Genomic DNA, 23,108 nt, shown 5'->3' with positions numbered 1-23,108 from the left:
ATCATAATAACACTAAGAAAAATAAGGTAGCATCACCCCATTGAAAATAAAATAAAAATAACCATTAATTATAGTGATATGACTAGAGCAATAATTATTTTAACGTATTCGGTTGATTTACCGAATACGTTAAACTGTCACAGTTAATTAAACGATTAACACTCCGCATATTAACTGCTATTAATTTTACCTTATTCTACCCTTTTAATTTCGGATCCAGCGCGTCGCGCAGCCCGTCACCCAGCAGGTTGAACGCCAGTACGGTGATGAATATTGCCAGACTGGGGAAAATCGCCACGTGCGGTGCCATCACCATGTCCGCCCGAGCCTCATTGAGCATCGCACCCCACTCCGGCGTTGGTGGCTGTGCACCCAAACCGAGGAATGACAGGCTGGCGGCGGTAATGATCGAGGTGCCGATACGCATGGTAAAATACACCACAATCGACGAAATCGTCCCCGGCAGTATATGTCGCAGGATGATGGTCCAGTCGGAAGCCCCGATGCTGCGCGCCGACTCGATATAGGTCAGGTGCTTCAATACCAGCGTATTGCCGCGCACCAGCCGGGCAAACGCCGGAATGCTGAAAATCGCCACCGCAACGATCACGTTGGACATACCGCTGCCCATAATCGCTACCACGCCAATTGCCAATAAAATACCGGGAAAGGCAAACAGCACGTCACAGATACGCATGGTGATACGGTCCCACCAGCCCTCATAATAACCGGCCAACAGGCCCAGCAGCGTGCCGATCAGCCCGCCGACCAGCACCGAGAACACCCCGGCGGCCAGCGAAATACGAGCGCCCATCAGAATGCGGCTGAAAATATCTCGCCCAAGGGAATCTACCCCCAACCAGTGCACCAGCGAAGGGCCTTCGTTCAGGCGGTCATAATCAAAGTAGTTTTCCGCATCAAACGGCACCAGGTAAGGTGCCAATAACGCAGCAACCACCAGCAACAGCACCAACAGCCCGGCGGCCAGCGCCACCCGTTGTTGGCGGAACCGCCGCCAGAACTCATGCCACGGTGTGCGCACCGCGTTAGGGTTAATCGTCGGCATCGCCTTCATTGCGGCGTTGCGTCGCCAATGCTTAATCATCCCGCGTCCTCATTTGTAGCGTATCGCCGGGTTAATTGCCGCATACAGCAGGTCCACCAACAGGTTAATCAGAATAAACTCCAGCGAGAACAGCAAAACCTCGGCCTGGATCACCGGATAGTCGCGCATCTCCACCGAGTCGACCAGCAGCCTGCCCAGCCCTGGCCAGTTGAAGACCTTTTCCACCACGATCGAGCCGCCGAGCAAAAAGCCGAACTGTAGCCCCATCATGGTGACCACCGGGATCATCGCATTGCGCAGGCCATGCTTCACCACCACCAGGGTTTCCGGCACGCCCTTGGCTCGCGCGGTGCGCATATAGTCTTCCTGCAGCACCTCAACGAACGAGGCACGGGTAAAACGCGCCATCACCGCTGCAACCGCCGCCCCCAGCGTGATGGAGGGCAAAATATAATGCCGCCAGCTGTCGGCGCCCACCGTCGGTAACCAGCCCAGATTGACCGAGAACACCTGCATCAGCAGCATACCCAGCGCAAAAGCGGGGAATGAAATGCCGGAGACCGCCAGCGCCATACCAATGCGGTCCGGCCAGCGGTTGCGCCAAACGGCAGACAACATGCCGATGCCCATGCCGAAGAGCGTCGCCCACAGCATGCTGGTCAGCGTCAGCCACAGGGTCGGCAGAAAGCGCGAGCTAATCTCTTCGCTTACCGGCCGTTTGGAAACCATCGATGTGCCAAAATCCCCCTGCAGAGCATTGACAAAAAAATGCACGAACTGCTGCGGTAGCGGCTTGTCGAGCCCCAGATCCTTACGCACCAGTTGCACCACCGCCTCGTCGGCCTCCGGCCCCGCCGCCAACCGTGCCGGATCGCCGGGCAGCAGATGGACAAACAAAAACACCAGCACCGCGACAATCAGCAGCGTCGGGATCAGGCCCAGCAGCCGTTTCAGAAAATAATTAAGCATCTCGGGTGAATCCCCTCACCCCGCCCTCAGTGAGAGCGGGGATTGGCGCCTTATTTAAGGTCAGCGTTATCAAAGTTGAACGAGGTATCCGGCATCACATAGAAACCGCTCAGCTGCTTGTTATTGGCCGACAGCAGGCGTTCGGTTGCCAGGAAGATCCATGGCGCGTCAGCCCAGATACGATCCTGCGCGTCCTTGTACAACTTCTGCTTTTCGGCGCGATCGGTGGTCGCCAGCGCGCCGGTCAGATCCTTGTCCACCTGCGGGTTACTGTAGAACGCGGTGTTGAACTGCTTGGGAGGTGCCGCCTGAGTAGAGAACAGCGGTGACAGCGCCCAGTCCGCCTCACCGGTCGACGCGGACCAGCCGGTATAGAACATGCGCACACCGGTGTCTTTCACCCCAACGCTTTCCACCTGTGCCGCACGCTGACCGGCATCCATCGCGGTCAGTGTTACTTTCACCCCAACCTGCGCCAACTGCTGTTGGGCAAACTGCAGCACTTTCTGCGCGGTACTGTGGTTATGGGACGACCATAAAGTGGTAGTGAAACCGTTCGGATAACCGGCCTCTTTCAGCAGTTCGCGCGCTTTGGCCGGATCGTATGGCCAGGGCTTATAACGCGTGGCGAAGTCAATCGCCGGCGGCACCGGGCCTTCTGCCGGTACTGCGTAGCCGGCGAACGCTACCTTGATCAGCGCATCTTTGTTGATGGCGTAGTTCAGCGCCTGGCGTACTTTCAGGTTATCAAACGGCTTCTGGGTGACATTCAGGCTGATATAGCGTTGCAAAATCGACGGCGCAGCCACCAGATCAAGCTTGGCATTACCTTCCAGCACCTTGGCCTGCTCATAAGGGATCGGGAAGGCAAAAGTGGCCTCGCCGGTCTGCAGCATCGCCGCACGGGTATTGTTATCGACGATCGGGCGCCAGGTGATGCTGTCGAGCTTCGGTAACCCCGGCTTCCAATAGCCGTCAAACTTCTTCACCTTAACGAAATCGGTCTGGTTCCAGGTCACAAACTGATAAGGGCCGGTGCCCACCGGGTGGAAACCAATCTCTTTGCCATACTGCTTTAGCGCCGCCGGGGAAATGATCGCCGCCGCCGGGTGCGCCAGGTTGTTGATAAACGCCGAGAATGGCGCTTTCAGCACGATTTTCACCGTAGTAGCATCCACCACCTCGGTTTTATCGATCATTTTGAACAGGTTGTAACGTTTGAGGTGGTTGTCCGGGTTGCTGGCGCGATCCAGGTTCACCTTCACCGCTTCGGCGTTAAACTCGGTACCGTCATGGAATTTCACCCCCGGATGCAGTTTGACGGTGTAAGTCAGACCATCCGGACTCACCTCATAGCTGTCTGCCAGCACGTTCACCAGCTTCATGTCCTTGTCGAAACCGAACAGGCCCTGATAGAAAGATTTGGCCACGGCCTGCGACAGCGTGTCGTTGGCATCATAGGGGTCAAGCGTGGTGAAGTTGGATGCGACGGCGATCACCGCATCTTTCGCCGCCCAGGCCGGGCCTGCGCCCACTGCCGCCAACAGCACGACGGCCGCCAATGCCTTACGTTTGAATGTGTGCTTCATGGTGCTTGCGTCTCCTGAGGTCATTAAAAAGCACCGGCGATCGGATGACGGGCAACAAAGTGCCCGGGGCCAACCTGCACCAGCGGTGCGGTAACGGGTTCATCGCCCAGCGCGCGTATCGGGCTGGGAATTTCATCGACCAGCAGCGGCTGGCGTTTATGCGCATGGGCCGGATCGGCCACCGGCACGGCCGCCATCAGCTTGCGGGTGTAGGCATGCTGCGGGTTATCAAACACGGCGCGGCGCGGGCCAATTTCGACAATCTGCCCAAGGTACATCACCGCAACGCGGTGACTGATGCGCTCCACCACCGCCATATCATGGGAAATAAACAGAAAGGCAATGCCAAGCTCCCGCTGTAAATCGAGCAGCAGATTGACGATTTGCGCCTGAATCGACACGTCGAGCGCCGACACCGATTCGTCGGCGATCACCACTTTAGGATTGAGTGCCAGGGCGCGCGCAATGCAGATACGCTGCCGCTGCCCGCCGGAAAACTCATGCGGGTAACGACGTGCGTGTTCGGGTTTCAGCCCGACGCGTTCCAGCAGCCAATCGACCCGCTCTTGCGCCGCCTTGCCGCGCGCCACGTTATGCACCAGCAAGGGCTCCATAATCGAAAAGCCGACGGTCAGACGCGGGTCGAGCGAAGCGTAAGGATCCTGGAAGATAAACTGGATATCCCGCCGCAGGTGCTGCAACGCCGGGCCTTTCAACTGATTAATCTGGCGGCCGTCAAAGGTAATGGTGCCGCGCTGGCTATCCACCAGCTTCAGCAAGGAACGGCCAGTGGTGGACTTGCCGCAGCCGGATTCCCCCACCAGCCCCAAAGTTTCGCCGGGGTAGAGGTCAAAACTGACGTTTTCCACCGCGTGCACCCGGCGGGTAACCCGGTTGAGGATGCCGCTACGCAGATCAAAGCGCGTCACCAAATTCTCCACCCGCAGGATCGGTGCCGCACCGGGCGGGACGGTATCCTGCGGCCCGCCATTGTCCGCACCGTTCGGCAGCGGGAATTTGGCCGGAAAGTCCTGGGTCGCCATCGAACCGAGTTTTGGTACCGCGGCCAGCAGTGCCTGGGTATAGGGCTGTTGCGGGGCGGCAAACAGCTCGCGCACCGGCCCCTGCTCCACCCGTTCCCCCTGACGCATCACCAATACCCGGTCGGCAATTTCTGCTACCACGCCCATGTCGTGGGTGATGAAAATCACCCCCATCTGCATTTCCTGCTGCAGCACGCGGATGAGCTGCAGGATCTGCGCCTGAATGGTGACGTCCAATGCGGTTGTAGGTTCGTCGGCAATCAATAGCGCCGGCTTGCAAGACAGTGCCATGGCGATCATCACTCGCTGGCGCATACCGCCAGACAGCTGATGCGGATAGCGGTTAAGCACGTCTTTGGCTTCGGGAATGCGCACCAGATCAAGCATCTGCAAAGCGGCCTGTTTGGCGGCCCGATGGTCCATCGCCTGGTGCAGGCGCAGAGATTCGGCGATCTGCTCGCCCACCGGAAACACCGGGTTCAGCGAGGTCATCGGCTCCTGAAAGATCATCGCCATATCGGCGCCGCGCACCCTGCGTAACGTACCCTGATGGGCACGAGCCAAATCGAGCACCTCGCCGTTTCGCCGACGAAAAGGCATGGTGCCGCTGACGATGTTGCCACCGCCCTGTTCGACCAGCCGCATCAACGCCAGAGAAGTGACAGACTTGCCCGAACCGGATTCACCGACGATCGCCAGCGTCTCGCCACGATCGAGATCGAATGACAGGTTGCGCACCGCATCCAGGGTCTCGCCCTGTTGTTGAAATTGGACGCTCAGATCGCGCACCGACAGCACGCGCTGCGGCGGCAATAATAGCCCGGCGTCGGCCGCAAGCGGCATTAAGGCATCGGTCATACACCCTCCTGGCGATCGGTTAGCGGTATACCCGTCATCTTTCAAGTTGCAGCGTTGTTATCTGCGCTCGCTGCAACTTGAAAGCTATAGGGTATAAATCCCTACGGACGGCGCATCGCCGACATAACCAAAACCGCGGTACATCCCCTCGCTGTTAAACGGCAGCGCCACGTTGCCCTGGCTGTCGATGGCAATCATGCCGCCGCTACCGCCCATCGCCAGCAGTTTTTCCATTACCACCCGGTCGCTGGCCTGCTGCAGGCTGAGGCCGGCGTATTCCATCAGCGCGGAAACGTCATAGGCCGATACGCCACGCATGAATATTTCGCCGGTACCGGTGCTGGACACCGCCACGGTGGCATTGTTGGCATAACAGCCGGCGCCGATGATCGGGGTATCGCCCACCCGACCGGCCTGTTTGTTGGTCATGCCACCGGTCGATGTCGCCGCCGCCAAATTGCCCAAAGCATCCAGCGCCACCGCGCCGACGGTACCAAACTTCCTGTCGGGATCGATCGGCTCAGCGCCATCGTGATCGAGCAATACTCGGCCCTGCTCCGCCTGGGCGCGGTGCAGCTGGTCAAAACGTTGTTGGGTAAAGAAGAAATCGGGGGTCACCATTTCAAGACCGTGGGCCGCGGCGAACTTCTCCGCCCCCTCACCGGCAAACAACACATGCTGGCTGTTTTCCAGCACCGCGCGTGCGGCCAGTATCGGGTTGCGTATCCGGCTGACGCCCGCCACCGCACCGGCATCACAGGTGCGCCCGTCCATCACGCAGGCGTCCAGCTCATGGGTACCCTGATGAGTAAACACCGAGCCTTTGCCGGCATTAAATAACGGGCACTCTTCCAGCAAGCGCACGGCTTCGGTCACCGCATCCAATGCGTTGCCGCCCTGGGCCAGGATCTGCTGACCTGCGGCAACAATGCCGGATAACGCCTGGATATACTCCTGTTCCTTTTCCGCACTCAGCGCCGAGCGGGTAATTGCGCCCGCGCCGCCATGAATGGCAATCACTGGTTTGCTCATATGCCTGACACCCTGTGTTAATCCCGTACCCTTCCGGGCTGATAATTAATTATTTTTTCTTTTCCCGACTATATTTAGCCCTGCATTCTATGTAAAGCATTAAGTCAACGCTCAGCATTCAGCGTAGTTCGCTTAGATTATTTCGCACATTGAAATAGCTTAATGGAATAAAAACAGAGAGTTATAACAGCATAAAAAAGCCATAAATAACGATTGGGATTTTTGGTAAAAGCAGCGAGTGGATAGACAACTATTACCCTGAGAAATAACCGATAGCTCTGAACATTTAACTTTCACAGGTTCAACCTGCTGTTTTTTAGCAGGCTGAACGCAGATGATAATATTTAGAACCCGGAACCCGGCAGCAACAGAAATGCCTCTTCTTCCGCGGTTGAGACACGACCTAATATCGCATTACGGTGCGGATAGCGGCCAAAACGGTCAATAATGGCCTTATGCCGCAATTCAAACTCCAACTGGTCGCCATTATCCAGTTCGGTATACAACGCCAGCGCCTGCTGATGGATCAACGCCGATTCCGAATGCATAAACGGCAAATAGAGAAAGCCCCGTTGTTCCTTACTGAGTTGCTCACACTGCCCGCTGCGGATCGCTTCTTGCGCCAATACCAGCGCCATGCAATCGCTGGCAAATGAACGCGGCGTGCCACGGAACAGATTGCGGCTGAACTGGTCGAGCACAATCACCTCCGCCAGTCGCCCCTCAATGGTTTCTCGCCAGTGCGCCAACTCCCCGGCAGCTGCGGCCTGCCAGATCTGGCCAAAGCGCGTATGCAGCAGGCGATCGAATTCATCATCCTTTTTGAACCACAAAGCCGGTTCGATCTCGTCAAACCAAAAGTCTAATACCTGTCTGTGCATCATTGCCTCCTGTTGTTTACATCAGCATAGCATCCTTCATAATACCCCCACATTGCCGCTATTTATCGCGCACCCTGATTACGGAGTTCCCCCGATGGATCATTGCCATACTTCCGATCTCATTTCCCTGGAGCAGGCGCTGGAGAAGATGCTCAGCCAGCTCTCCCCCCTGCAGCAGACCGAATCCATTGCCCTGACCACCGCTGAAGGCCGCATTACCGCCGCACCGGTCATTTCGCCGATTGACGTGCCGCCGTTCGCCAATTCGGCTATGGACGGTTACGCCGTGCGCCTGGCCGATTTGCAAGCCAATGCGCCGTTGCCGGTGGCGGGCAAAGCCTTTGCCGGTGCGCCATTTGATGGCAACTGGCCGGCCAATACCTGCATACGCATTATGACCGGCGCCCCTGTCCCGGTTGGCGCCGAAGCGGTGATCATGCAGGAACAGGCCGAGCTGAGTGATGCAGGCGTGCGCTTTACGGCCGAAGTACAAACCGGGCAAAATATTCGTCTGGCCGGGGAAGATATTCGCCAGGGCGCAGGCGTGTTAGCCGCAGGCATCAGGCTGGGTGCCGCGCAATTGCCGCTGCTGGCCTCGCTCGGCGTTGCCGAAGTCCAGGTGATGCGCAAACTGAAAGTCGCGGTGTTCTCTACCGGCGACGAATTACAACCGGTCGGCCAGCCGTTACAGGCTGGGCAAATCTACGATACCAATCGCTTTGCGGTGCGCCTGATGCTGGAACAGCTGGGCTGCGAGGTGATCGATCTGGGCATTATCCGCGACAATCAAGAAGCGCTGCGCGCCGCTTTCGAGCAGGCGGACAGTCAGGCCGACGTGGTGATCAGCAGCGGTGGCGTTTCGGTCGGTGAAGCCGACTACACCAAGCAGATGCTGGATGAACTGGGCGAAGTCAGCTTCTGGAAGCTGGCGATCAAACCGGGTAAGCCTTTTGCCTTCGGCAAGCTGAAACACGCCTGGTTCTGTGGCCTGCCGGGCAACCCGGTTTCTGCCGCCCTGACCTTCTACCAACTGGTGCAACCGCTGCTGGTAAAACTGGCCGGCCACAGCGACTGGCAGTTGCCACCGCGTCTGCAAGCACGCGCATTGACGCCGTTTAAGAAAGCACCGGGCCGTCTCGACTTCCAGCGCGGCGTATTCAGCAGTAACGCCCATGGCGAGTTGGAAGTCAGCAGCACCGGCCATCAAGGCTCGCACGTGTTCAGTTCATTCAGCCAGGGTAACTGTTTTATCGTACTGGAGCGCGATCGCGGTTCCGTAGCAGTGGGTGAAAAGGTGGAAATTGAGCCTTTCAACGCCCTGCTGAGGAGCTAAGCATGCTGCCGGAATTAACCGATGCCGAAGCATTGCGCTATAACCGCCAGATTATCCTGCGCGGTTTCGACTTCGACGGTCAGGAAAAGCTGAAAGCCGCACGGGTAATGATTGTTGGCCTGGGCGGTTTGGGTTGCGCCGCCGCGCCCTATTTGGCTGCCGCAGGGGTGGGGCATCTGACGCTGGTTGATTTCGACACTGTTTCGCTCTCCAACCTGCAACGCCAGATCCTGCACCGCGACGCGCGCATTGACATGGCGAAGGTTGATTCGGCGCGTATCGAACTGAGCGCCATCAATCCGCATATCCATATTGATGCCGTTGACGGGCAACTGGACGATGAACAGATGGCGGCACAGATTGCCGCCAACGATCTGGTGCTGGACTGTACCGACAACGTGGCAACGCGCGATCTGCTCAACCGCCTGTGCCATGCGCAGCGCAAACCGCTGGTGTCCGGCGCGGCGATCCGTATGGAAGGGCAACTCAGCGTCTTCACTTACCAGGCCAATGAACCTTGCTACCGCTGTCTGAGCCGGTTATTCGGTGATAACGCCCTGACCTGTGTCGAGGCCGGTGTGATGGCACCGCTGGTGGGTACCATCGGCACTCTGCAGGCTATCGAGGCCATCAAACTGCTGACGCAATACGGGCAGCCGCTCACCGGCAAACTGCTGATGTTTGACGCCATGACCATGCAGTTCCGTGAGATGAAGCTGCCGAAGGATCCGCAGTGCGAAGTGTGTGGCGGGGAATAGCAGACACAAAAAAGGCGGGAATATTCGCTCCCGCCTTTTTAATGCCGTAACAGAAGTTACACGATACCCTGGCTACGCAGATAGTCTTCGTAGTTGCCGGTAAAGTCGATAACCTTGGTCGGTGTCATTTCCAGTACGCGGGTCGCCAGCGAGCTAACGAACTCACGGTCGTGGGAAACGAAGATCAGGGTGCCTTCGTACATTTCCAACGCCATGTTCAGCGACTCGATGGATTCCATATCCAGGTGGTTAGTCGGTTCATCCATAATCAGGATGTTAGGGCGCTGCATCATCAGCTTGCCGAACAGCATGCGGCCCTTTTCACCACCAGACAGCACCTTAACTTTCTTCTTGATGTCGTCCTGGCTGAACAGTAAACGCCCCAGCACGCTGCGAACGGCCTGCTCGTCGTCCTTTTCCTGCTTCCACTGGCTCATCCAGTCGAATACCGTCAGGGTGTCATCGAACTCGTATTCATGATCCTGCGCGTAGTAACCAATCTTGGCGTTTTCAGACCATTTCACGCTGCCGCTGTCCGGCTGTGCATCGCCAACCAGGGTTTTCAGCAAGGTAGACTTACCGACACCGTTCGGGCCCAGCACCGCCACTTTCTCGCCCACTTCAACCATCAGGTTGAGCTTGCTGAACAGTGGACCGTTGTCGAAGCCTTTGGTCAGCGCCTCCACTTCCAGTGCGTTACGGAACAGTTTTTTGTCCTGATCGAAACGGATGAACGGGTTCTGACGGCTTGAAGCCTTCACTTCTTCCAGCTGGATCTTGTCTATCTGGCGGGCGCGTGAGGTGGCCTGTTTGGATTTGGAGGCGTTGGCGCTGAAGCGGCTGACGAACGACTGCAGTTCGTTAATCTGTGCCTTCTTCTTGGCGTTATCCGCCATCAGACGTTCACGCGATTGCGTGGCCGCCGTCATGTATTCGTCATAGTTACCCGGATACACGCGCAGTTCGCCGTAGTCCAGATCCGCCATGTGAGTACACACCATGTTCAGGAAGTGACGGTCGTGCGAAATGATAACCATGGTGCTGTTACGCTCGTTCAGCACCTGCTCCAGCCAGCGAATGGTATCGATGTCCAGGTTGTTCGTCGGTTCGTCGAGCAGCAGGATTTCCGGATCGGAGAACAGGGCCTGTGCCAGCAACACACGCAGCTTAAAGCCCGGCGCGATTTCGCTCATCGGGCCATAATGCTGTTCGACCGGGATGCCAACACCGAGCAGCAGCTCGCCGGCACGCGCTTCGGCGGTGTAACCGTCCATTTCGCCGTAAGCCACTTCCAGATCGGCCACTTTATAGCCGTCTTCTTCGCTCATTTCGGCCATAGCGTAAATACGGTCACGCTCTTCTTTCACTGCCCACAGTTCATGGTGGCCCATGATAACGGTGTCCAGCACGCTGTATTGCTCAAAAGCGAACTGATCCTGACGCAGTTTACCCAGACGCTCGTTCGGATCGAGGAACACGTTGCCGCCGCTCGGTACCAGATCGCCGCCCAGGATTTTCATAAAGGTGGATTTGCCGCAGCCGTTGGCCCCGATCAAACCATAGCGGTTACCGCCACCAAATTTTACAGAGATGTTTTCAAACAGCGGCTTACTGCCAAACTGCATAGTAATGTTGTTAGTGCTTAACACAGCGCTCGCTCTTCATATCATTAGGAATGTGATTTGGCGCGCATTATGCCATAACGAGGATAAGAGATCGCGGGAAGTTTTGGTGACAATTTGAGCAATGGTGCGGTGGCAGAAAAAGCCAGACACTGCGCGGAGCCTTGAGGCCGGAGGCAGTAAATCCCATCCGGCGGATTGAAGGGGAATTAATACATTCACCAGCAGCCATGTTTTAAGATATTGAAATAGACCTCTTTAAACTTTTCTGTCCTTAAAATATCCCCTTTCAATACCGAAACCGGTTTATCCCACTCTTGGGCGAAATCGGCTTCGCCGTTATTGTTATTTAGTTTTTTTAAGCCACAGGCAGCATAAAGTTTGGCTTCTGGCGTTGCCTGCGGATTTTTGGCAATACGCAAGAAAATGTCCCCCGCATCCTGATAGGTTAGGATTCTTATTAGCTCGGTCTCGCCAACGCTGCCAATGCCAACAAACCCATTCATTCCCAAAGAGAAATCGCTGACTTTGGATAAAACATTTTCTGTCTCTTCGCGGCTTTGCTCAGCGGCGTAGCCAGAGAGGGAACAGAAAGAAACAACAAGCAAAGTCACAACGCGCAAAATCATTTTCATAAAAATTTCTCTATTCAAGCGCTTTTATACCGGGTTGGCATGTGTCGACATAAAAGCCTGCTGATGTAAAACCGCAACAAACGCCTGCGATGCCGCGCTGCGGTAAGCGCTTTTGCGTTGCAGTGATACCGCCCGACGCGCTGGCAGGGCAACGGCAAGTTGTACCGACCGCAACTGCGGATCCGCCTGGGCGATCGCCGCCGGTAGAATGGTGGCAAGCTGACCACGGCGCACAATCTCGAGGATAGCACCAATCGCATTGGCTTCTACCGCCACCCACGGGCAGATACTCTGCTGGCGACAATAACCGTCGATGAACTGACGGGTAGCAAAATCTTCGCTCAGTAAAGCCAGGGGTTGCCGTTCAAGCTCTTCCGCCGTCAAAGGATGTTGCCGTTGGGCCAAAAGATGATCTGCGCCAACCACCATATTTAACGATTCACTAAACAGGTCGTTGGCCTCGATATCTGGCGACTGCGCCTGGCCAAAAGCAATACCCAAATCCAACTGATCCTCCGCCAGCAACGCCTCGATTCTGTCCTGAGTCATTTCTTGAATACTTAGCGATATCCCCGGATAACGCCGATAAAAGGCATCGATAACCGGGCCAACCAGGTAGGCGCTAAAGGTCGGCGTCATTGCCAACCTCAGATTGCCACGCTCCAGCGTCGCCACGTCATGGATCGCGCGCGCACCTTCGTCCAGATCCTGTAATGCCCGGCGGGCATAGCGCATCCAGGCCGCACCGGCATCGGTCAGGCGCACGGTTCGGCCACTGCGATCCAACAGCGGCGTACCCAGCGTTTCCTCCAGCTGTTTGATTTGCTGTGACAGCGTGGGCTGCGAAACGTGCAGCACTTCGGCAGCGCGTGTGAAGTTGCCCTGCTCGGCAACGGCCAGAAAATAACGAATATGTCGCAACAGCATAGCGCCCCTACTATTAGTAATTCCTATAGTGATCATTATAAATGGGTCTTAGACCCTATAGCCAGAGCGGCGCAAGATACGTCCATCGCTTAACAGCACCCAGATGGAGGCAGTATGAAAGAGGTTATTGAAGGCTTTTTGAAGTTCCAGCGTGAGGCGTTTGTCGAACGCACGGCACTGTTCCAGCGGCTGGCGACCCAGCAGAGCCCACGCACCCTGTTTATCTCCTGTTCCGACAGCCGTCTGGTGCCGGAACTGATTACCCAGCGCGAACCGGGCGACCTGTTTGTGATCCGCAATGCCGGCAATATCGTGCCTTCGTTCGGCCCGGAGCCGGGTGGCGTCTCCGCATCAGTAGAATATGCCGTCTCTGCACTCGGCGTTGAAGATATCGTGATCTGCGGGCATTCCGACTGTGGCGCAATGACCGCCATCGCCACCTGCCAGTGTCTGCAACATATGCCGACCGTGGCTAACTGGCTGCGCTATGCCGACTCAGCCAAGGTGGTCAATCAGGCTTATCAGCATGCATCCGAAAGTGAGAAAGTCAGTTCGATGGTGCGTGAGAACGTCATCGCACAGCTGAACAATATCAAGACCCACCCGTCGGTGGCACTGGCGCTTGAACAAGGCCGGTTGAAGCTGCACGGTTGGGTGTATGACATCGCCAGCGGCGGCATTGAAGCGCTGGATGGCGAAACCCGCCGTTTTATTCCGCTGGCAACCAATCCTGAGGTCACGGCAACCCCTGCCGTATCTCGCTTTTAATTTCATTTATAAGGAAACAATATGACTCAGTCACTGCACTACTCATCCCCGCGCGAAACCCTGACCGACACCATTATGATGGCCAAGATCCGCAAAAACCTGACCTTCGAAGCGATTAACCAGGGTACTGGCCTGAGTCTGGCGTTCGTCACCGCCGCCCTGCTGGGCCAGCATCCGCTGCCGGAACAGGCCGCCCGCGTGGTGGCTGAGAAGCTGGATCTGGATGAAGATGCCATTCGCCTGCTACAAACCATTCCGCTGCGCGGCAGCATCCCCGGCGGCGTGCCGACCGACCCGACCATTTATCGTTTCTACGAAATGGTGCAAATCTACGGATCCACGCTGAAAGCCCTGGTGCATGAGCAGTTTGGCGACGGCATTATCAGCGCGATCAACTTCAAGCTGGATATCAAAAAAGTGCCGGATCCAGAGGGTGGCGAACGCGCGGTGATCTCCCTCGACGGTAAGTACCTGCCGACCAAACCTTTCTGATAACCCGATTGCCGATGGCTTTACCGCCGTCGGCAAATTGACAACCTCATAATCCTTGGCTAAATTAACTGCGCTTTAACGCCTTTCTGGCGTTTATCACTACCCGAGGCCTGTATGTTGGAGATTGTAGCAACCCGATAGTCACTTCCTTGCCATTTTGGCTGGAGGTTCTGACGTATCAGACACGCATTTGCGTGGGGATGCGCGTATCTGGGTTTACTGCAGGATTTTCCAACATGAACATTTCCAAAGCGGAACAACGCGTGCTGCACGTGTTGGCCAAAGGCGGCTATATCGCATTCACCCGTGATGACGCGGGGCGTGTGACCCACGTTCAATGCTTGACCCGCGAAGGGTTAGGTCTGGCCGATTGCTCCCTGGCCGTCTTCACCAAGCTCAAAACCAAGCGCCTGATCCTTTCCCGCCAGGGACGCCCTTATCGCGTCACTATCGACGGGCTTAAGGCCGTACGCGCGCAATTGGATAACCGCTAATCATTTTTATCGGCCGGGTTTATGCTCGGCCTATTTCATCCTTATTTATTTGGATACCGCTATTTCCAGGTACTGCCATTCGGCGGCGGCAGGCTACCTCAGGGCACGGTCGCCTTCCACCCTGCATTTGACGCTACAGAATAAAGCTAACCAAGGCAGCGCCCAAATAAGGGCCTGCCTTATTACGGAATGCTCAGGAATAGCGGATAACGGCCAAACACTCTTCTTCTGAGGGGGGAACAAAATACTGAGTAAGCAGATCGAATGTCTCTTCGCTTAACGTAAAGGGATGGTCGCCCTGCTCATTTCTGAGCTTTATCCGGCTTTTGCATAACGCATCACTGACATCGATAAAATGCAGACAGTGGTCAACGCCAGCCAGCTCGGCTAATTGCCTTGCCCACAGCCGCCGATCGGGCGTATTCATCGGAAAATCCAACACCACCGACAGCCCATGACCCAACAGTTGTACAATATGCTCACTCAACGCTTGGCGCAGTCGGGCTGAATAACGCACGTAGTCTTGCAGAGTCGTCATCTGCTGTTCATACAATGTCGCCAGCCAACTGTCTTCAGCCAGTAACAATGTGTGGGGTTGCTGCGAAAGGTTCTTCGCCAATGTCGACTTGCCGGAACCGGCTTTACCGCACATCAAGTGTAAAACGGCGGGGGGATGGTTCTTCATAAGTGCCTCCTGGGGATATTGCCAGTCGGAGGACCTTTTTACCCCGCCTGACTGGCGGGGTTTCGCTTAAAACAGACGCGCTATCCCACCACTCTGTGAATGGTGATAATAATCTGCGCGAATGCAAAACGGTTTCTGTTCATCTGTTATCAATAAGATAAACCCCAGGGGATGTCAATCGGCGTGATAGCCGCGGCTGTCCTGCGGCACCTGATCCCGCTGATCCAGACCATAATCCCGTACCACCTCCGCTACCCGCAGGCGGTACTGTGCCAACACCCCATGGCGACCACGCTGTTGTGCGGCGCGGTGCTGTTCGATGTTCCGCCACTGCTGCACTGCGGCTTCATCACGCCAAAAAGACAGTGACAGCAGCCGCTGCGGATCGGCCAGGCTTTGGAAGCGTTCAATGGAAATAAACCCGTCAATTTCTGCCAACAGCGGCTTCAATTCGGCCGCCAATTCAAGATAGGTTTCGCGCTGGCCGTCGGCGGCCTGCAATTCAAAAATAACGGCAATCATAGGAAGCTCCTGTCAGAGGGATATCACCTATCCTAACGCTAACCCTGTTGCCATGCTTCGTCTAATTGCCGCCGGGAAGAAAGCGCTGAAAGCACATTTTGACCTCACGGTTTAACCTCACAACAGGTTAGTTTTGGTGCAATACTCAATAGGCAAACCGTCAACCCGAGGACTCGTCATGCTCGACCAAACCCAATTTCCGATCGTCAAACGCTGGCCCGCTCAGCACCCGGAAAGACTACAACTTTACTCATTGCCAACGCCCAACGGTGTCAAGGTCTCCATCATGCTGGAAGAAATAGGCCTGGCTTATGAACCGCACCTGATCGATATCGGCAACAACGAAACCTGGACGCCGGAATTTCTGTCACTGAACCCGAACGGCAAGATCCCCTCGATCATCGATCCCAACGGCCCGGACGGTAAGCCGCTGGCGCTGTTTGAATCCGGCGCTATCCTGCTGTACCTGGCGGAAAAAAGCGGCAAATTCCTGCCGCAGGATCCTGCCCTGCGCTACGAAACCATCCAGTGGGTATTTTTCCAGATGGCGGCGGTGGGCCCGATGTTCGGTCAAGTCGGCTTCTTCCACAAATTCGCCGGTCGCGAATATGAGGATAAACGTCCGCTGGAACGCTATAAAAATGAATCCAAACGCCTGCTCGGCGTGCTGGAAACCCGGCTTGAAGGCCGTGACTGGATCATGGGGCAGGATTACAGCATCGCCGATATTTCATTGCTGGGCTGGGTACGTAACCTGATCGGCTTTTACGAAGCCCGTGAGTTGGTCGAGTTCGATAGTTTCCCGCGGGTAGGACAATGGCTGGAGCGCGGTCTGGCTCGTCCGGCAGTACAACGCGGTCTGAATATTCCCGCCCGCAGCGAATAATGGATAGCCTAGGATAGCCGCCCGGCTATCCTTTTATCCCCAATTACCGTCATAAAAGTGTCACACCTCTGCACTACTCTCCCTGCGTAACAAACTGATGCTATTTATATTTTTTTATTACGACAAGGAGCTTTCCCATGCTGCAGCCAGTTTCTTTGATCGCCGGCGCCGTGTTATCCGCCTTACTCTGTTCCGCCGCCTTCGCCGATGAAACCCCGGTCAATACCGCCAGCCTTTACGAACGTGCGGCACGCGGCAACATCGTGGAGCCCGGTGGCGCACGCCGTCTGAGTGGCGATCAAACGGCCGCGTTGAAGGCTTCTTTGTCTGACAAAACGGTCAAAAACGTGATTTTATTGATCGGCGATGGCATGGGTGATTCGGAAATCACCTCGGCGCGTAACTACGCCGAAGGGGCGGGCGGCTATTTTAAAGGCATTGATGCCCTGCCGCTAACCGGCCAATACACTCATTACTCGCTGGACAAGAAAACCCACAAACCGGATTACGTCACCGACTCCGCCGCCTCGGCGACCGCATGGTCAACCGGCGTAAAAACCTATAACGGCGCGCTGGGCGTTGACGTCAATGGCAAAGACCAGCCGACACTGCTGGAAATCGCCAAGGCCGCGGGTAAAGCCACCGGGAATGTGTCCACCGCCGAGCTGCAGGACGCCACGCCGGCAGCGCAAATTTCCCATGTCACCTCGCGCAAATGTTACGGCCCGGAAGAAACCAGCGAAAAATGTGCCACCAACGCGCTGGAAAACGGCGGCCGTGGCTCCATCAGTGAGCAGTTGCTGAAGGCTCGCGCCGACGTCACGCTGGGCGGTGGGGCAAAATCCTTTAATCAGCTGGCAAAAAGCGGCGAATGGCAGGGAAAATCGCTGAAAGAACAGGCAGCCGCTCTGGGTTATCAGTGGGTCGAAAACCTCGATGCCCTGAACGCCGTCAGCGTGGCCAATCAGCAAAAGCCGCTGCTCGGGCTGTTTGCCGCCGGTAATATGCCAGTGCGCTGGCAAGGGCCGAAAGCCACTTATCACGGCAATATCGACCAGCCGGCGGTGACCTGTGAAAATAATCCGGCACGCACTGCGGATATCCCGACGCTGGCGGCGATGACTGAAAAAGCCATCGACCTGCTGAAAACCAACCAAAACGGCTTCTTCCTGCAGATTGAAGGCGCGTCGATCGACAAACAGGATCATGCTGCCAACCCGTGCGGCCAGTTTGGCGAGACCGTCGATCTGGATGAAGCGGTTCAGAAAGCCCTGGCATTCGCCCGCGCAGATGGCAACACCCTGGTGATAGTCACCGCCGACCATGCCCATTCCAGCCAGATTATCGCCGCCGACGCCAAGGCCCCAGGCCTGACGCAAACGCTGACCACCAAAGATGGCGCACCGATGACCATCAGCTACGGCAATTCAGAAGAAGATTCACAGGGGCACACCGGGACTCAATTGCGGGTGGCGGCTTACGGCCCACATGCCGCCAACGTGGTTGGCCTGACCGATCAGACGGATCTGTTCTATACCATGCGTGATGCGATGGCGATTAAGTAAGTTAATAACCTGGCAACTGATTAAGCCGACCCTATTCATCCCTGCTCTTGCAAGTGATGAATAGGGTTTTCACCGCTTCGCCCAAAACTGCTATATTGAAGAGCTCGTACTTACCGCAATAACTCTCTGTCCCACCCGTTGAGAAACCAATGTAAACCCAGCCAAAACAAGGATGAGCACTTGCATTTGATTACCCTGCCCTTCACCACCGAACGTCTGCACCTACGCCGCTTTACGTCTGCCGATCTCGATGCGTATGCGGATTATCATCGCATACCGGAGGTCTATCGCTATCTGTACGCACCCACACCGGACGAAGCACAGTTGACCTCCCTGTTTTCCCAGGCGATAACCTCGCGCTTCACTGAGGACGGCGACATACTTTATTGTGCCGTTACCTTGAAAAACAGTGGGGAGTTGATCGGTGAAGTGTTGCTAAAACTGGCCAACGGCGCAGCATTGCAGGGGGAGATTGGCTACATTTTCAACCCGGCGTACGCCGGAAAGGGCTATGCCGCGGAAGCCGTAAAATCGGTACTGGATCGCGGGTTTGCCGAATCGGGTTTTCATCGCATATTTGCCCGTCTTGATGCCGCCAACCAGGGTTCGATCGGCGTGGTCGAACGCCTGGGAATGCGTAAAGAGGCGCACCTGCGGCAAAACGATCGTTTCAACGGCGAATGGGGCGATGAATTGATTTATGCCCTGCTGCAAGAAGAGTGGCGTCAGACACGGGAGCAAGAGCGCCTCTAGGCTTCCGCCAGCATCCTGGCCGCCATTTGCTTATAGCTCGCGACCAGATCGCGGCCCTCATCCGGGCCGGTACTCACCGCCAGTCGCATGGTCGCTTCCCCCAAATGCATCAACAGGAAAGCGGCATTTTCCACCGCCGCCGGGTCCGACTGCGGCCGTAACCGGCGTATTGTCGCTGCCAGCAATGCACCGTTCAACCGGCTTTCCGCCACTTCTTCTTCACGCAGCGTTTTATTGGCCTGGGTCGCCGCCCAGATATCCCGCATCACCGGCTCAGCCATAAACAAGGCGTAATATTCGTCAATCAGGCAGTTAAAAGCCTCGATCAACTGCGGTAACGTCTGCACCTGAATCAACCCTTGCTCGATGCATTCACGCGCCTCCTGGTTATAACGTTGCGCCAGCACACGCACGATAGCGGTTTTATCCGGGAAGTACTGGTACAGCGCTCCAATCGAAATACCGGCATTTTGCGCCACTTCACTCATACGCATCGCGTCACTGCCCTGCTGGGCTATCAGCGCAGTTGCGCAGTCCAGGATCAGCTTCACTTTCTCACGGCTACGCGTCTGGCTGGGTTTACGCCGCAAGGCGGCAATATTTTTTTGCTTATCATTCATCATGCATCGTCCTTTGAACAAAAACCGCCTTGACAATAATACGAGGGTTTATCATATTTACAAAACATGAGTAACACTCACATTTGGAGCGACGCTATGAGCAGCAACGAAAAGGGTTCACCCATTCTGGTTTTAGGCGCTACCGGAAAAACCGGTAGCCGTGTGGCAGCACGTTTACAACAGCAGGGCATGCCGGTACGCGCCGGACATCGTAGTGCCGCCATCCCTTTCGACTGGCAGGACAGCACCACCTGGCAACCTGCCTTGCAGGATGTGGAGAAACTTTATCTCAGCTTTCAACCCGACCTGGCCGTTCCGGGCGCCACCGAAATCGTTGAACGTTTTTGCCGACAGGCGGTAACTGGCGGCGTGCAAAAAATAGTGTTGCTCAGCGGACGCGGCGAAGACGAGGCCCGTCAGGCGGAAGAGGTGGTTGAACGCAGTGGGGCAGACTGGACGATATTGCGCGCCAGTTGGTTTATGCAAAACTTCAGCGAGAGTTTTATTCTTGATGAATTGCTAAACGGCGCAGTCTATTTACCACCGGGCGAGATCCCAGAACCTTTTATTGATGCGGAAGATATTGCCGATATTGCGGTTGCCGCCCTCACACAGCCCGGCCACAGCAATACGCATTATGAATTGACCGGCCCACGTCTGATGACCTTTGAACAGGCCATTGGCGAGATTGCCGCCGCCGCTGGGCGTGAGATCCACTATCAGCAGGTGCCGGTGGCAGATTACGTCGGATACCTGCGCGAGGCGCAACTGCCGGCGGAAATGGTCACGCTGCTGGAGTATCTATTCAGCACGGTGCTGGACGGACGCAACGCGTCATTGACCGATGATGTCCAGCGTAGTCTCGGGCGCGCACCGCGCGATTTCAGCACTTACATCGCCGACACCCTCCCCAGCGGAGTTTGGCAAACGCGTTGACCGGTTAATGGTCGCCCTGCGCGGCGGCCATTTTCTTTTTGTTACCGAGGACATTTGCAATTGTTCTATAAATATTGTGTGATAGCTGAATATCGTTTAAATCCGCGGCAATTAAACCCTTTAAATATAGCGGTTATATTTAGATAAAAATAACAAATGAATTATTCCTGCCTTTAATCCGCTTTTTTTAATTACAAAAGTAGTTTTTAACAATATTGCAAACAATAATATCCCCTCAGTAACCAGAGTTGAACAATCTGTCCCCAGGCAGCCTGTAATAATCCACTTTTCGTTAAAAAAATGATTAACAAAAAGACATTATCACTGCAATCCGGTTTTGCCGGGCGGATTGATTTCACTTATTTCCAGGGTAACTCCCGATAAATTCTTTCACCTGCAATGAGTAGAATTTACATACAAGAGAATTGATTTAATGAGAAAAATACTCGTCCTGATTTTCTGTCTGAACCTGTTTGGCGTCACGCAACAGGCAGCAGCAGAAGAGAATAAGACCGTTGATGTGGTTCTGATCGGCGGGGGCATCATGAGCGCCACTTTGGGGACTTACCTGCATGAGCTGGAGCCAAACTGGTCCATCGACATGTATGAACGCATGAATGGCGTAGCGGAAGAAAGCTCCAACGGCTGGAATAACGCCGGTACCGGCCACTCCGCCTTCGCCGAAATGAACTACACCCCAGAAAAAAAAGACGGCAGCATTGATATCAGCAAAGCCGTGGTGGTGAACGAGTCTTTTGAAATCTCTCGTCAATTCTGGTCTTATCAGGTTAAAAATAACGTCCTGAAAGATCCAAAATCCTTTATCAACAGCGTGCCGCACATGAGTTTTGTTTGGGGTGACGATAACGTTAACTTCCTGCGCAAACGCTATGCGGCGCTGCAGCACAGCACCCTGTTCCGTGGTATGGAGTACTCAGAGGACGCCAACCAGATTAAACAGTGGGCACCGCTGGTCATGGACGGTCGCGATCCGAAGCAAAAAATTGCCGCTACCCGCATGCCGCTGGGTACCGACGTTAACTTTGGCGTGATCACCCACCAACTGGTGGATACGCTGACCAAAAATCCAAACTTCAAGCTGAACCTGAGCCATGAAGTGCGCGATATCAAACGCAACGACGACAATACCTGGCGCGTAACCGTGGCCGATCTGACCCGTGACGGTAAAGAAACCACCGTTAATGCCAAGTTCGTGTTTATCGGCGCGGGCGGTGCTTCACTGACGCTGCTGCAGAAAACCGGCATTCCTGAAGCCGAAGGTTACGGCGCCTTCCCGGTCGGCGGTCAGTTCCTGGTGACCACCAACCCGGAAATCGCCAACCAGCATCTGGCCAAGGTTTATGGCCTGGCCAGCGTAGGTTCACCACCGATGTCGGTTCCGCACCTGGATACCCGCATGCTGGATGGCAAACGCGTTCTGCTGTTCGGGCCATTCGCTACCTTCTCCGGCAAGTTCCTGAAAAACGGTTCACTGTTCGATCTGCTGCATTCCCTGAGCACTTCCAACCTGATGCCAATGACTCACGTCGGCCTGGATAACTTCGACCTGGTGAAATACCTGGTGGGCCAGTTGATGATGAACGACGACGACCGTTTCGCCGCGCTGAAAGAGTATTTCCCTGAAGCCAAACAGGCTGACTGGAAGCTGTGGACTGCCGGCCAACGCGTGCAAATCATCAAGAAAGACGATGAAAAAGGTGGCCTGCTGCAGTTCGGTACCGAAGTGGTCAGCGCTAAAGATGGCAGCATTGCCGCCCTGCTGGGCGCATCACCGGGCGCATCTACTGCCGCACCAATCATGCTGCACCTGATGGAAACCGTGTTCAAAGATAAAGTGGCGACGCCGGAATGGCAGAGCAAGCTGAAAGAGATCATTCCGTCTTACGGCCACAAGCTGAACGGCGATATTGAAATGACCAACAAGATCCGTGGCTACACCAGCAGCGTGTTGCAGTTGGACTATATCGAAGTGAAGCCGGAAACTAACTGATAGCCGTTTCCCCACTCGCTTTAAGGCCGCCTCGTGCGGCCTTTTTCATTTCTGCGCGACGGTAAGAGCACTTTTAGCCACCTTTAGCACCCTAGTTAACACTTGCGTAACCCGGTGTTGCGGCCTATTATCAAAGCACAAGCTTGGATAATTACTCTTACCTACACTGACCTGAATGTCGTACTGCGGGAGAACTCAAACATGGATCGCGTCAATATCATTCACGATTTGCTGGACTGGATTGAAAATCATCTGGATCAACCCTTGCTGTTAGACAATGTGGCAGCCAAGTCAGGCTACTCCAAATGGCACTTGCAAAGGATGTTCCGCAGCACCACCGGCCACGCGCTGGGCAGCTATATCCGCGAGCGTCGTCTTTCGCAGGCGGCACAGGCGCTGCGTTCAAGCCCTCGTCCTATTCTCGACATCGCCCTGCAGTTCCATTTTGATTCCCAACCGTCATTTTCACGCGCGTTCAAAAAACAGTTCGGCAAAACGCCGGCGGTGTATCGCCGCACTACCCGCTGGGATGTCGCAGAAATGCGCCCGCAGGCTATCGAACCGCTGAACGGACATCGCCATGAGTCGCCGGGCGTGCATCTGTGGTATGCGGGTAAATCTCTGGACGGGATCTGCACCAACTGGGTTGGCCAGCACTGAGAT

Annotated in this window: 23 protein-coding genes; 11 read left to right on the top strand and 12 right to left on the bottom strand. The window is 55.5% G+C overall.

Going from position 1 to position 23,108, the window contains the following annotated elements:
- Positions 1–196: 196 nt before the first annotated feature.
- The 6 genes from gsiD to ACSOSI_RS08000 all read right to left on the bottom strand — a co-directional run bounded on the left by gsiD (position 197) and on the right by ACSOSI_RS08000 (position 7,438).
- A complete protein-coding gene (gene gsiD / locus ACSOSI_RS08025) occupies positions 197–1,105 on the bottom strand; it encodes a glutathione ABC transporter permease GsiD (RefSeq protein ID WP_476706841.1) in 909 nt (302 codons plus the stop codon).
- Between the two features lie 9 nt (positions 1,106–1,114).
- The gene (gene gsiC, locus ACSOSI_RS08020; protein ID WP_017892158.1) at positions 1,115–2,035 is read right to left on the bottom strand and encodes a glutathione ABC transporter permease GsiC; all 921 of its coding nucleotides are present in this window, start codon (positions 2,033–2,035) and stop codon (positions 1,115–1,117) included.
- A 50-nt stretch (positions 2,036–2,085) separates the two neighbouring features.
- On the bottom strand, positions 2,086–3,624 hold the full coding sequence (gene gsiB, locus ACSOSI_RS08015; RefSeq protein ID WP_115182896.1) for a glutathione ABC transporter substrate-binding protein GsiB: 1,539 nt from the start codon (positions 3,622–3,624) through the stop codon (positions 2,086–2,088).
- A 23-nt stretch (positions 3,625–3,647) separates the two neighbouring features.
- The gene (locus ACSOSI_RS08010; RefSeq protein ID WP_411227525.1) at positions 3,648–5,525 is read right to left on the bottom strand and encodes a dipeptide ABC transporter ATP-binding protein; all 1,878 of its coding nucleotides are present in this window, start codon (positions 5,523–5,525) and stop codon (positions 3,648–3,650) included.
- A gap of 84 nt (positions 5,526–5,609) precedes the next feature.
- Positions 5,610–6,557 (bottom strand): isoaspartyl peptidase/L-asparaginase family protein, encoded by a 948-nt coding sequence (locus ACSOSI_RS08005; protein WP_012005982.1) that lies wholly within the window; start codon positions 6,555–6,557, stop codon positions 5,610–5,612.
- Positions 6,558–6,901: 344 nt separating this feature from the next.
- Positions 6,902–7,438 (bottom strand): DUF924 family protein, encoded by a 537-nt coding sequence (locus ACSOSI_RS08000; protein WP_012005981.1) that lies wholly within the window; start codon positions 7,436–7,438, stop codon positions 6,902–6,904.
- Between the two features lie 94 nt (positions 7,439–7,532).
- On the opposite strand from ACSOSI_RS08000, the gene moeA reads away from it, so the two are divergent.
- Together moeA and moeB are read left to right on the top strand one after the other, a co-directional pair.
- Positions 7,533–8,771 (top strand): molybdopterin molybdotransferase MoeA, encoded by a 1,239-nt coding sequence (gene moeA / locus ACSOSI_RS07995; protein ID WP_476706840.1) that lies wholly within the window; start codon positions 7,533–7,535, stop codon positions 8,769–8,771.
- Positions 8,772–8,773: 2 nt separating this feature from the next.
- Positions 8,774–9,529, top strand: coding sequence for a molybdopterin-synthase adenylyltransferase MoeB (gene moeB, locus ACSOSI_RS07990; protein ID WP_476706839.1), 756 nt, complete (start codon positions 8,774–8,776; stop codon positions 9,527–9,529).
- Between the two features lie 56 nt (positions 9,530–9,585).
- Here moeB and ACSOSI_RS07985 read toward each other — a convergent pair whose 3' ends face one another.
- The 3 genes from ACSOSI_RS07985 to cynR form a co-directional block, all read right to left on the bottom strand.
- Positions 9,586–11,178, bottom strand: a complete 1,593-nt coding sequence (locus ACSOSI_RS07985) for an ABC-F family ATPase (RefSeq protein ID WP_026142274.1) — start codon at positions 11,176–11,178, stop codon at positions 9,586–9,588.
- A gap of 191 nt (positions 11,179–11,369) precedes the next feature.
- On the bottom strand, positions 11,370–11,786 hold the full coding sequence (mchS3, locus tag ACSOSI_RS07980; RefSeq protein WP_112362677.1) for an MchS3 family protein: 417 nt from the start codon (positions 11,784–11,786) through the stop codon (positions 11,370–11,372).
- Between the two features lie 24 nt (positions 11,787–11,810).
- On the bottom strand, positions 11,811–12,713 hold the full coding sequence (gene cynR / locus ACSOSI_RS07975; protein WP_476706838.1) for a transcriptional regulator CynR: 903 nt from the start codon (positions 12,711–12,713) through the stop codon (positions 11,811–11,813).
- Between the two features lie 114 nt (positions 12,714–12,827).
- Here cynR and ACSOSI_RS07970 point away from each other — a divergent pair, with 114 nt between their 5' ends.
- The 3 genes from ACSOSI_RS07970 (at position 12,828) to ACSOSI_RS07960 (ending at position 14,467) form a co-directional block, all read left to right on the top strand.
- Entirely contained in the window at positions 12,828–13,481 is a 654-nt protein-coding gene (locus ACSOSI_RS07970; RefSeq protein ID WP_017892151.1) for a carbonic anhydrase, read from the top strand.
- A 21-nt stretch (positions 13,482–13,502) separates the two neighbouring features.
- The gene (cynS, locus tag ACSOSI_RS07965) at positions 13,503–13,973 is read left to right on the top strand and encodes a cyanase (RefSeq protein ID WP_476706837.1); all 471 of its coding nucleotides are present in this window, start codon (positions 13,503–13,505) and stop codon (positions 13,971–13,973) included.
- Between the two features lie 236 nt (positions 13,974–14,209).
- Positions 14,210–14,467, top strand: coding sequence for a YjhX family toxin (locus ACSOSI_RS07960; RefSeq protein ID WP_012005965.1), 258 nt, complete (start codon positions 14,210–14,212; stop codon positions 14,465–14,467).
- 193 nt (positions 14,468–14,660) lie between these two features.
- On the opposite strand, the gene ACSOSI_RS07955 is transcribed toward ACSOSI_RS07960, so the two are convergent.
- A complete protein-coding gene (locus tag ACSOSI_RS07955; protein ID WP_476706836.1) occupies positions 14,661–15,152 on the bottom strand; it encodes a P-loop nucleotide/nucleoside kinase family protein in 492 nt (163 codons plus the stop codon).
- Between the two features lie 174 nt (positions 15,153–15,326).
- Positions 15,327–15,674, bottom strand: a complete 348-nt coding sequence (locus ACSOSI_RS07950) for an antibiotic biosynthesis monooxygenase family protein (protein WP_476706835.1) — start codon at positions 15,672–15,674, stop codon at positions 15,327–15,329.
- A 178-nt stretch (positions 15,675–15,852) separates the two neighbouring features.
- Between ACSOSI_RS07950 and ACSOSI_RS07945 the strand changes: the two genes are divergently transcribed.
- The 3 genes from ACSOSI_RS07945 to ACSOSI_RS07935 all read left to right on the top strand — a co-directional run bounded on the left by ACSOSI_RS07945 (position 15,853) and on the right by ACSOSI_RS07935 (position 18,878).
- The gene (locus ACSOSI_RS07945) at positions 15,853–16,560 is read left to right on the top strand and encodes a glutathione S-transferase N-terminal domain-containing protein (protein ID WP_012005962.1); all 708 of its coding nucleotides are present in this window, start codon (positions 15,853–15,855) and stop codon (positions 16,558–16,560) included.
- A 137-nt stretch (positions 16,561–16,697) separates the two neighbouring features.
- A complete protein-coding gene (phoA, locus tag ACSOSI_RS07940; protein ID WP_259188162.1) occupies positions 16,698–18,125 on the top strand; it encodes an alkaline phosphatase in 1,428 nt (475 codons plus the stop codon).
- A 180-nt stretch (positions 18,126–18,305) separates the two neighbouring features.
- Entirely contained in the window at positions 18,306–18,878 is a 573-nt protein-coding gene (locus tag ACSOSI_RS07935; RefSeq protein WP_476706834.1) for a GNAT family N-acetyltransferase, read from the top strand.
- On the opposite strand, the gene ACSOSI_RS07930 is transcribed toward ACSOSI_RS07935, so the two are convergent.
- Entirely contained in the window at positions 18,875–19,501 is a 627-nt protein-coding gene (locus ACSOSI_RS07930) for a TetR/AcrR family transcriptional regulator (protein ID WP_017892143.1), read from the bottom strand. The genes ACSOSI_RS07935 and ACSOSI_RS07930 overlap by 4 nt on opposite strands.
- Positions 19,502–19,594: 93 nt before the next feature.
- On the opposite strand from ACSOSI_RS07930, the gene ACSOSI_RS07925 reads away from it, so the two are divergent.
- The 3 genes from ACSOSI_RS07925 to ACSOSI_RS07915 all read left to right on the top strand — a co-directional run bounded on the left by ACSOSI_RS07925 (position 19,595) and on the right by ACSOSI_RS07915 (position 23,105).
- A complete protein-coding gene (locus ACSOSI_RS07925; RefSeq protein ID WP_476706833.1) occupies positions 19,595–20,434 on the top strand; it encodes an NmrA family NAD(P)-binding protein in 840 nt (279 codons plus the stop codon).
- Positions 20,435–20,867: 433 nt separating this feature from the next.
- Positions 20,868–22,445: a malate dehydrogenase (quinone) gene (mqo, locus tag ACSOSI_RS07920; protein ID WP_012005957.1), complete on the top strand. Its 1,578-nt coding sequence runs from the start codon at positions 20,868–20,870 to the stop codon at positions 22,443–22,445.
- A gap of 201 nt (positions 22,446–22,646) precedes the next feature.
- Positions 22,647–23,105 (top strand): helix-turn-helix domain-containing protein, encoded by a 459-nt coding sequence (locus ACSOSI_RS07915; RefSeq protein WP_261422700.1) that lies wholly within the window; start codon positions 22,647–22,649, stop codon positions 23,103–23,105.
- Positions 23,106–23,108 lie beyond the last annotated feature (3 nt).

This window comes from Serratia sp. AR11, assembly GCF_056376275.1.
This window is presented reverse-complemented; position numbering and strand designations above follow the sequence as displayed.

What these genes read in the sequence shown, in the direction of transcription:
- ACSOSI_RS07950 (WP_476706835.1), bottom strand. Translation starts at nt 15,674, where the DNA reads ATGATTGCCGTTATTTTTGAATTGCAGGCCGCCGACGGCCAGCGCGAA.
- ACSOSI_RS07970 (WP_017892151.1), top strand. Translation starts at nt 12,828, where the DNA reads ATGAAAGAGGTTATTGAAGGCTTTTTGAAGTTCCAGCGTGAGGCGTTT.
- gsiD (WP_476706841.1), bottom strand. Translation starts at nt 1,105, where the DNA reads ATGATTAAGCATTGGCGACGCAACGCCGCAATGAAGGCGATGCCGACG.
- gsiC (WP_017892158.1), bottom strand. Translation starts at nt 2,035, where the DNA reads ATGCTTAATTATTTTCTGAAACGGCTGCTGGGCCTGATCCCGACGCTG.
- ACSOSI_RS07925 (WP_476706833.1), top strand. Translation starts at nt 19,595, where the DNA reads ATGAGCAGCAACGAAAAGGGTTCACCCATTCTGGTTTTAGGCGCTACC.
- mqo (WP_012005957.1), top strand. Translation starts at nt 20,868, where the DNA reads ATGAGAAAAATACTCGTCCTGATTTTCTGTCTGAACCTGTTTGGCGTC.
- phoA (WP_259188162.1), top strand. Translation starts at nt 16,698, where the DNA reads ATGCTGCAGCCAGTTTCTTTGATCGCCGGCGCCGTGTTATCCGCCTTA.
- ACSOSI_RS08005 (WP_012005982.1), bottom strand. Translation starts at nt 6,557, where the DNA reads ATGAGCAAACCAGTGATTGCCATTCATGGCGGCGCGGGCGCAATTACC.
- gsiB (WP_115182896.1), bottom strand. Translation starts at nt 3,624, where the DNA reads ATGAAGCACACATTCAAACGTAAGGCATTGGCGGCCGTCGTGCTGTTG.
- cynR (WP_476706838.1), bottom strand. Translation starts at nt 12,713, where the DNA reads ATGCTGTTGCGACATATTCGTTATTTTCTGGCCGTTGCCGAGCAGGGC.
- ACSOSI_RS07945 (WP_012005962.1), top strand. Translation starts at nt 15,853, where the DNA reads ATGCTCGACCAAACCCAATTTCCGATCGTCAAACGCTGGCCCGCTCAG.
- ACSOSI_RS07930 (WP_017892143.1), bottom strand. Translation starts at nt 19,501, where the DNA reads ATGATGAATGATAAGCAAAAAAATATTGCCGCCTTGCGGCGTAAACCC.
- ACSOSI_RS08000 (WP_012005981.1), bottom strand. Translation starts at nt 7,438, where the DNA reads ATGCACAGACAGGTATTAGACTTTTGGTTTGACGAGATCGAACCGGCT.
- ACSOSI_RS08010 (WP_411227525.1), bottom strand. Translation starts at nt 5,525, where the DNA reads ATGACCGATGCCTTAATGCCGCTTGCGGCCGACGCCGGGCTATTATTG.
- cynS (WP_476706837.1), top strand. Translation starts at nt 13,503, where the DNA reads ATGACTCAGTCACTGCACTACTCATCCCCGCGCGAAACCCTGACCGAC.
- moeB (WP_476706839.1), top strand. Translation starts at nt 8,774, where the DNA reads ATGCTGCCGGAATTAACCGATGCCGAAGCATTGCGCTATAACCGCCAG.
- ACSOSI_RS07915 (WP_261422700.1), top strand. Translation starts at nt 22,647, where the DNA reads ATGGATCGCGTCAATATCATTCACGATTTGCTGGACTGGATTGAAAAT.
- moeA (WP_476706840.1), top strand. Translation starts at nt 7,533, where the DNA reads ATGGATCATTGCCATACTTCCGATCTCATTTCCCTGGAGCAGGCGCTG.
- ACSOSI_RS07955 (WP_476706836.1), bottom strand. Translation starts at nt 15,152, where the DNA reads ATGAAGAACCATCCCCCCGCCGTTTTACACTTGATGTGCGGTAAAGCC.
- ACSOSI_RS07960 (WP_012005965.1), top strand. Translation starts at nt 14,210, where the DNA reads ATGAACATTTCCAAAGCGGAACAACGCGTGCTGCACGTGTTGGCCAAA.
- mchS3 (WP_112362677.1), bottom strand. Translation starts at nt 11,786, where the DNA reads ATGAAAATGATTTTGCGCGTTGTGACTTTGCTTGTTGTTTCTTTCTGT.